The 6,757-nt window shown below is 71.3% G+C and carries 8 protein-coding genes and 2 pseudogenes; 6 read left to right on the top strand and 4 right to left on the bottom strand.

Annotation, left to right across the window (positions count from 1 at the left end; all coding sequences use genetic code 11):
* The 3 genes and pseudogenes from AB0N07_RS06790 to AB0N07_RS06780 form a co-directional block, all read left to right on the top strand.
* On the top strand, positions 1–121 hold a 121-nt coding region (locus AB0N07_RS06790), incomplete at its 5' end, for an FMN-binding protein (protein WP_365832976.1).
* 5 nt (positions 122–126) lie between these two features.
* Positions 127–867: an FAD:protein FMN transferase gene (locus AB0N07_RS06785; protein ID WP_365832796.1), complete on the top strand. Its 741-nt coding sequence runs from the start codon at positions 127–129 to the stop codon at positions 865–867.
* 26 nt (positions 868–893) lie between these two features.
* Positions 894–1,517: pseudogene (locus AB0N07_RS06780) on the top strand (BTAD domain-containing putative transcriptional regulator); the annotation flags it as partial.
* A gap of 173 nt (positions 1,518–1,690) precedes the next feature.
* Here the strand turns inward: AB0N07_RS06780 and AB0N07_RS06775 are convergent.
* Positions 1,691–2,648, bottom strand: a pseudogene (locus tag AB0N07_RS06775) (ATP-binding cassette domain-containing protein).
* A 196-nt stretch (positions 2,649–2,844) separates the two neighbouring features.
* On the opposite strand from AB0N07_RS06775, the gene AB0N07_RS06770 reads away from it, so the two are divergent.
* Genes AB0N07_RS06770 through AB0N07_RS06760 form a run of 3 tightly spaced genes read left to right on the top strand, consistent with a single transcriptional unit; the run spans position 2,845 to position 5,356 of the window.
* Positions 2,845–3,984, top strand: coding sequence for an ABC transporter ATP-binding protein (locus tag AB0N07_RS06770; RefSeq protein ID WP_365832794.1), 1,140 nt, complete (start codon positions 2,845–2,847; stop codon positions 3,982–3,984).
* A complete protein-coding gene (locus tag AB0N07_RS06765; protein ID WP_365832791.1) occupies positions 3,981–4,691 on the top strand; it encodes an ABC transporter permease in 711 nt (236 codons plus the stop codon). Before AB0N07_RS06770 ends, AB0N07_RS06765 begins: the two co-directional genes overlap by 4 nt.
* Positions 4,688–5,356, top strand: a complete 669-nt coding sequence (locus tag AB0N07_RS06760; protein ID WP_365832789.1) for an ABC transporter permease — start codon at positions 4,688–4,690, stop codon at positions 5,354–5,356. Before AB0N07_RS06765 ends, AB0N07_RS06760 begins: the two co-directional genes overlap by 4 nt.
* Here the strand turns inward: AB0N07_RS06760 and AB0N07_RS06755 are convergent.
* The 3 genes from AB0N07_RS06755 to AB0N07_RS06745 form a co-directional block, all read right to left on the bottom strand.
* On the bottom strand, positions 5,322–5,579 hold the full coding sequence (locus AB0N07_RS06755; RefSeq protein ID WP_365832787.1) for a hypothetical protein: 258 nt from the start codon (positions 5,577–5,579) through the stop codon (positions 5,322–5,324). The genes AB0N07_RS06760 and AB0N07_RS06755 overlap by 35 nt on opposite strands.
* Positions 5,580–5,738: 159 nt before the next feature.
* Positions 5,739–6,266, bottom strand: a complete 528-nt coding sequence (locus AB0N07_RS06750) for an ATP/GTP-binding protein (protein ID WP_365832974.1) — start codon at positions 6,264–6,266, stop codon at positions 5,739–5,741.
* A gap of 61 nt (positions 6,267–6,327) precedes the next feature.
* Positions 6,328–6,744, bottom strand: a complete 417-nt coding sequence (locus AB0N07_RS06745; protein ID WP_365832784.1) for a DUF742 domain-containing protein — start codon at positions 6,742–6,744, stop codon at positions 6,328–6,330.
* Between the last annotated feature and the right edge of the window lie 13 nt (positions 6,745–6,757).

The raw sequence follows: 6,757 nt of genomic DNA, 5'->3' as shown, positions 1-6,757 counted from the left end.
GAAGCTGGTCGCGGAGACGCTGAAGGCGCAGAGCGCGAAAATCGACACCGTGTCCGGTGCGACCATCACGAGCGACGGCTACAAGGAGTCCCTCCAGGCCGCGATCGACGCGAAGGGCTGATCCGAATGCACCGCGTCGAACACGTCATGGGCTTCCCCGTCTCGCTCCGAGTCGACGACGCGGACGTTCCCGAGTCGGCCGCCGACGCCGTCTTCGCCTGGCTGCGCGAGGTCGACGCCCGGTTCAGCCCGTTCAAGTCCGACAGCGAGGTGTCCCGCCACGGCCGCGGCGAGCTGGCATCCGACGAGCTCAGCGAGGACCTCGTCGAGGTCCTCGGCCTGTGCGAGCACTACCGGATCGCGACGGGCGGAGCCTTCGACGTACGGCTGCCCGGCCGCGGGCTCGACCCCTGTGCGGTGGTCAAGGGCTGGTCGGTGCAGCGGGCGGCGGAGCTGCTGAAGGCGGCCGGCGCGCAGAGGTTCGTCCTGAACGCCGGCGGTGACGTGGTCGCCGCCGGCGGCCCCTGGCGGGTCGGCGTACGGCACCCCGAACAAACCGACAAGCTGTGCACCGTCCTCGAGCTCACCGAAGGGGCGGTCGCCACCTCCGCGCGCTACGAACGCGGCGACCACATCATCGACGGCCGTACCGGGCTCCCGGCGACCGGACTGCAGAGCCTGACCGTCGTGGCCGCCACCCTGACCGAGGCCGACTCGGTCGCGACGGCGGCGTTCGCGCTGGGCGTGCAGGGCATCGGGTGGGCCGCGGCACTGCCGGGCTGCGAGGTGTTCGCCGTGGACGCCGGGGGGCAGGTGCTGCGGACGGAGGGGTTTCCGGTCGCGGGGGAGCCCTCGGCGGCCGCGTGATGCGACAGTCTGACTAACCTGGCGCGGTGACCATCGAGTTGACGCTGTTGTCGTCCGTCGCCCACCGGGGGCAGGAGATCACCGCGCCCCGGCTGCGGGGGCTGCTCGCGCTGCTGGCGGGGGAGTTGCGGGCGGGGTGCGGTGCCGGGCGGCTGGTCGACGGGCTGTGGCCGGACGAGCAGCCCGAGAACCCGGTCAAGGCGTTGCAGATCCTCGTGTCGAGGGCCCGCCGTCAGCTCGGCGCCGAGGCCATAGCCAGTACCCCGACCGGTTACCGGCTCGCCCTGCGCGAGGACCAGGTCGACACCTCCGCCGTCCTGCTGTTCGCCGCCGCCTGCGCCGAGAAGACGCGGGCCGGGGACCACGCGGGCGCCCTCGCCGAGGCGGAGGAGGGGCTCGGGCTGTGGGACGGCGCCCCGGGCGGGGAAGCGGGCACCTTCAGCGATCTGGTCGGGGAACTGCGCGCAGAGCGGGCCGTGACCCACCGCGCGCTCGTCCGCTGCCGCGCACTCTCCCTCGCCCGCACCGGCCGCCGCGACGAAGCCCTCGGCCCGCTTGCCGAACTGGCCGCCGACCGGCCCCACGACGAGGAACTGCTCCTGGAGCTGATGCGCTGCCGGGCGGCTGCCGAGGGGCCTGCCGCCGCCCTGGCCGATTCCGGCGCCGAGCGCCGAACCGAAGACGTATACGAACAGGAGCAGCAGGAAGACGGGGATGAGCGCGACCTGGAGCGTCATCGAAGGGTAGCGGCGGGCGTGCAGCAGATTGCGCCGCAGCATGGTGAGCGAGTCGCGGACGTGCGGAGCGGGCGGGGCGGCGGTGGTCATCGGGCCTGCACCTTCTCGTGGTCGGGGCGGTCGGTGACCGCGAAGAAGACGTCGTCGAGATCCGGGGTGTGCACGGTCAGGGAGTCGACGTGGACGCAGGCGCTGTCGAGGACGTCGAGCAGGGCACGCAGGGTGTGCACGCTGCCGTCGCCGGGGACCTGGAGGGTCAGTGCCTCGTCGTCGCGCAGTCCCAGGCCCAACGCATCGGCGGCGCGGGTGAGTTGAGCGGGGTCGAGGAAACGGAGCCGGACGTGGCCGCCGGGGACCAGGCGCTTGAGCTCGTCCGGCGTGCCCTCGGCGACGAGCCGGCCGCCGCTCAGCACCGCGATGCGGTCGGCGAGCTGATCCGCCTCCTCCAGGTACTGCGTGGTGAGGAAGACGGTGACTCCGCCGTCGACGAGCTCGCGGACGATCTGCCACATGGTGTGCCGGGAGCGCGGGTCGAGACCGGTGGTCGGCTCGTCGAGAAAGATCACCTCGGGGGAGCCGACCAGCGTCATCGCGATGTCGAGGCGCCGTCGCATACCGCCGGAGTAGGTGGCCGCGGGTTTCTTCGCCGCCTCCGACAGGTCGAAGCGCTCCAGGAGTTCGGCGCAGACGCGCCGGCCCTCGGGGCGGGAGAGGTGGTGCAGGTCCGCCATGAGCGCCATGTTCTCCTCGCCGGTGATGAGGTTGTCGACGGCGGAGAACTGGCCGGTGACGCCGATCGCGGGCCCGTACGGCCTGCGGTGCGGCGGCGACACCGTGCCCGGCGACCCGGGCCTCGCCGCCGTCGGCGCGGATCAGGGTGGAGAGGATCTGGACGGTGGTGGTCTTGCCGGTCCCGTTCGGGCCGAGCAGCGCGAAGACCGTGCCGCACGGCACGTGCAGGTCGATTCCGTCGAGGACGACCTTGTCGCCGTATGCCTTGCTCAGGCCGGTGGCTCCGATGGCCGCTGATGTGGTCTCGTTCATGCCGCAGAGCGTGCGGGACGCCGGATTCAGGACGGCTTCACGGCGGTTTCAGCGACGCCTTCGAAGGCCGGAACAGCCGGGTGAAGGCGGGTACCGAGACTGGGGCCGGATCCGGCCAAACTCCCGAAGGAAACGCGAAACACAAGCGGTCTAGACTCTGCCTGCAACGGCCCAGAACCGAAGGGTGTTCGGCGTCTTGATACGCATAGATTCAGTCACCAAGCGCTACCCCGACGGTACGGTCGCGGTCGACAACCTCTCCCTGGAGATACCCGACCGCTCGATCACCGTCTTCGTCGGACCGTCGGGCTGCGGCAAGACGACGACCCTGCGCATGATCAACCGGATGATCGAACCCAGCGAGGGCACGATCACCCTCGACGGCAAGGACATCACCCAGCAGCCGGTCAACACCCTGCGGCGGTCCATGGGTTACGTCATCCAGAACGCCGGCCTCTTCCAGCACCGCACCATCGTCGACAACATCGCCACCGTGCCCCGGCTGCTCGGCTGGAGCAAGGACAAGGCGCGGGCTCGGGCCCGGGAGCTGATGGAGCGGGTCGGACTGGACGGCGCGCTCGCCAAGCGGTACCCGTACCAGCTGTCCGGAGGCCAGCAGCAGCGCGTCGGTGTGGCGCGGGCACTGGCCGCGGATCCGCCGGTGCTGCTGATGGACGAGCCGTTCTCGGCCGTCGACCCGGTGGTGCGTAAGGGCCTGCAGGACGAACTCCTGCGCATCCAGGACGAGTTGGGCAAGACCATCGTCTTCGTCACCCACGACATCGACGAGGCCGTCAAGATCGGCACCATGGTCGCCGTGATGCGCACCGGCGGCCACCTCGCCCAGTTCGCGCCGCCCGCCGAGCTGCTGTCCAACCCCGCGGACGACTTCGTCGAGGACTTCCTCGGCGCGGACCGCGGCATCCGGCGGCTCTCGTTCTTCTCCTCCGCCGGACTCGACCTGCTGACCACCCCCGTCGTGGCCGTCGACGCCACCGCCGAGCAGATCGCCGAGCGCAGCGCGAACGGCGCACCGTACCTGCTGGTCACCGATGTGGACGGCAGGCCGCTCGGCTGGAGCGAGCCGGGCGCCCTGACCGCAGGGGACATCGACCCCGCCCGACTCCTCGCCCACGGGCGCCCCTTCGAGCGGGGCAAGGACTCGCTGCGCGCCGCACTCGACTGCGCCGTGCTCTCGCCCACCGGGTGGGCCGTCGCGGTGGGCGCCGACGGCCGGGTCGCGGGCGTGGTCTCGCAGCAGGCCATCGGCGAGGCCATCCGCACCGCCCACGCCGAGGGCGCCGGCGACACGGACGACGCGAAGGTCGCGGGATGAGCGGCGGCTTCTTCGGCATCCCGAGCGACCTGCAGAACACCTACTGGGGTCTGGTCGGGCTGCATCTGCGCGAGGCACTGATCCCCGTCGTGGCCGGACTGGTCGTGGCGCTGCCCGTCGCCCAGCTGTGCGTGCGGCTGCGCTGGCTGTACCCGCCCGTGCTGTGGGTGACGACGATCCTGTACGCGATCCCCTCGCTCGCCTTCTTCGTCGTCCTCATCGACTACACCGGCCAGACCGAGACGACGGTGATGATCCCGCTGGGCATCTACAGCCTGGTGGTGTTCGTCCCGGCGATCGTGGACGGCGTCCGGTCCGTGCCGCAGGAGACCCTCGACGCGGCCACGGCGATGGGCCTCGGGCCCGTACGCCGCTACTTCCAGGTCCAGTTGCCGATCGCAGCGCCCGCGATCATCGCCGGGCTGCGGGTCGCGACCGTCTCCAGCATCTCCCTGGTCAGCGTCGGCATGCTGATCGGCAACCAGGGCGGTCTGGGCAACCTCCTCAACGACGGCATGATCTACCACCAGCCGCGTCTGATCTGGCTGTCCGTCGTCGGCACGGCCGTCCTCGCCATCCTCGCGGACGCCCTGCTCGTCCTCGTCCGCGTCCTCGTGACCCCCTGGATGCCGCGCGGCACCCGCAAACCCCGTCCCGTCGACGAACCCGACCCGATGCAGGCCGCACTGGAGGACGCCGTCCGATGAACGTCCTCCACTTCATCAACGCCTTCTTCAGCGACAGCGCCCACTGGCACGGCTACGACGGCATCCCCACCCGGCTGCGCGAGCACCTCCAGTACTCGCTCACCGCGCTGGCCGTCGCCGCCGCGATCGGCCTGCCGGTCGGCCTGCTCACCGGGCACACCGGGCGCGGCGGCAACACCGTGGCGTTCGTCGCCACCGCGGGCCGGGCCCTGCCCAGCTTCGGCCTGCTGGTGCTGATGTTCGTGCTGCTCGGGCTCGGCCTGACGCCGGTGATGATCCCGCTGGTCGTCCTCGCCGTCCCGCCGATCCTCGTCACCGCCTACGAGGCGGTGCGCTCCGTCGACCCGTCCCCGGTGGACGCGGCCCGCGGCATGGGCATGGCCGAACCACGCATCCTCTTCCAGGTCGAACTCCCGGTCGCCCTCCCACTGATCCTCAGCGGCCTGCGCTCCGCAGCCATCCAGATCGTGTCGACGGCCACCATTGCGGCGTACGTCTCTCTCGGCGGCCTCGGGCGGTACATCGTCGACGGTCTCTATCAGCGCAACTACGAGAAGGTCGTGGGCGGCGCGACGCTGGTCGCCGTGCTGGCGCTCGTGACGCTCGGCCTTTTCTGGGCGGTGGCGCGGTTCACGGTGTCGCCGGGGGTGCGAAGGGGCACCTGATGTGACACAGGTCGTCGTCGAAGTCCGAGGACCCGTGACCGATCAGGTACAGCACCAGCGTGGCGCCGGCCAGCGAGGCGGCCGCGAAGGTCTCCCGGATCCGCTCCTCCAGGACCTCCTTGGGCGGGTCCCGCAGCACCGGCAGCCCTGCGATCGCGGGCTCGCACGCCCTCAGGACCGGGTCGTACAGGGCGTCCGCGATGAGCTCCGCGGCCTCGTGCATGTACGTCTGGTCATCCTCGTACGCGAGCCATCGCGCACTGACCACCAGCCCCAGACGCCCTGACCGACCCATGGCCCCCCAGGCGTCAACGACCTGAACCGCAGCGACAGTTGGCGACTGCAACGGACGGTGCCGGCGGATGTCCCCGGCTTTCCGGGGTCAGCCCTCGGTGCGCGCCAACGCCAACTCCAGTACGACGAGCAGCGCGTCCCGCACCGAGCCCCGCTCCCGCGCGTCGAACACGATCACCGGCACCCGCTCGGCGACGTCCAGGGCCCAGCGCACCTCGTCCAGGCCGTGCTCGACCTTCCCGTCGAAGGCGTTGACGGCGACGGCGAACGGGATCTGGCGGTGCTCGAAGTAGTCGACGGCGGCGTAGCAGTCGTCGAGGCGGCGGGTGTCCACGATGACCAGGCCGCCGACCGCGCCCTCCACGATGTCGTCCCACATGAACCCGAACCGCTCCTGCCCGGGCGTGCCGAACAGATACAGCTTCAGCGTCGGGTCGATGGTGATGCACCCGAAGTCCATCGCCACCGTGGTCGTGGTCTTGCGCGGGGTGTGGCTGAGGTCGTCCACGCCCGCCGCGACCTCCGTGATGGCGGCCTCGGTGGTCAGCGGCTCGATCTCGGAGATCGCACCCACGGCGGTGGTCTTGCCCACGCCGAAACCGCCCGCGATCACCATCTTGACCGGCAGCGGCGGTCGTACGGCGGCCCCCTGGTCGGCCGGGGCGAGGGTGGCCGGTTCAGTCGGTGTCACGCAGTACCCCTCGGGAGTTCGGGATGGCGCGCAGGCCATCGATCACCCTGCGCAGGACGGATGCGTCGTGGGTGACGTCGACGTCGGGCACGTGCACCGTCAGATGCCCGGCGGCGCGCAGGTCCTCGGCGAGGACCCGCACGACGTTGAGGTGCAGCCGCAGCCGGGCCGCCAGTTCCGCGACGGACTGCGGCAGCCGGCAGGCGGCGACGATGTCGTGCTGCTCGAAGGAGAGCCCGTCGAGGACGGCGAGGCCCTCGGCGGTGGCCACCACCTGGGTCTCGACCGGCATCGGCCTGCCGGACGCCGTCGGCGCCACCCGGCCGGCGGTGACCAGGAACGGCCGTACGGCGGGGGCCGGACCGACCGGGTCCGGGCCCGGAGGTGGGGAGCCGTCCGCCATGGGTGAAGTCTTT

The organism is Streptomyces sp. NPDC051172 (assembly GCF_040682555.1).
GTDB lineage: Bacteria > Actinomycetota > Actinomycetes > Streptomycetales > Streptomycetaceae > Streptomyces.
The sequence above is the reverse complement of the archived record's forward strand: the minus strand, read 5'-3'. Positions and strand labels throughout refer to the sequence as shown.

Bases quoted from the DNA above. Each gene is read 5' to 3' on its own strand.
- AB0N07_RS06785 (WP_365832796.1), top strand. From the start codon at position 127: ATGCACCGCGTCGAACACGTCATGGGCTTCCCCGTCTCGCTCCGAGTC.
- AB0N07_RS06765 (WP_365832791.1), top strand. From the start codon at position 3,981: ATGAGCGGCGGCTTCTTCGGCATCCCGAGCGACCTGCAGAACACCTAC.
- AB0N07_RS06760 (WP_365832789.1), top strand. From the start codon at position 4,688: ATGAACGTCCTCCACTTCATCAACGCCTTCTTCAGCGACAGCGCCCAC.
- AB0N07_RS06755 (WP_365832787.1), bottom strand. From the start codon at position 5,579: ATGCACGAGGCCGCGGAGCTCATCGCGGACGCCCTGTACGACCCGGTC.
- AB0N07_RS06750 (WP_365832974.1), bottom strand. From the start codon at position 6,266: ATGGTGATCGCGGGCGGTTTCGGCGTGGGCAAGACCACCGCCGTGGGT.
- AB0N07_RS06745 (WP_365832784.1), bottom strand. From the start codon at position 6,744: ATGGCGGACGGCTCCCCACCTCCGGGCCCGGACCCGGTCGGTCCGGCC.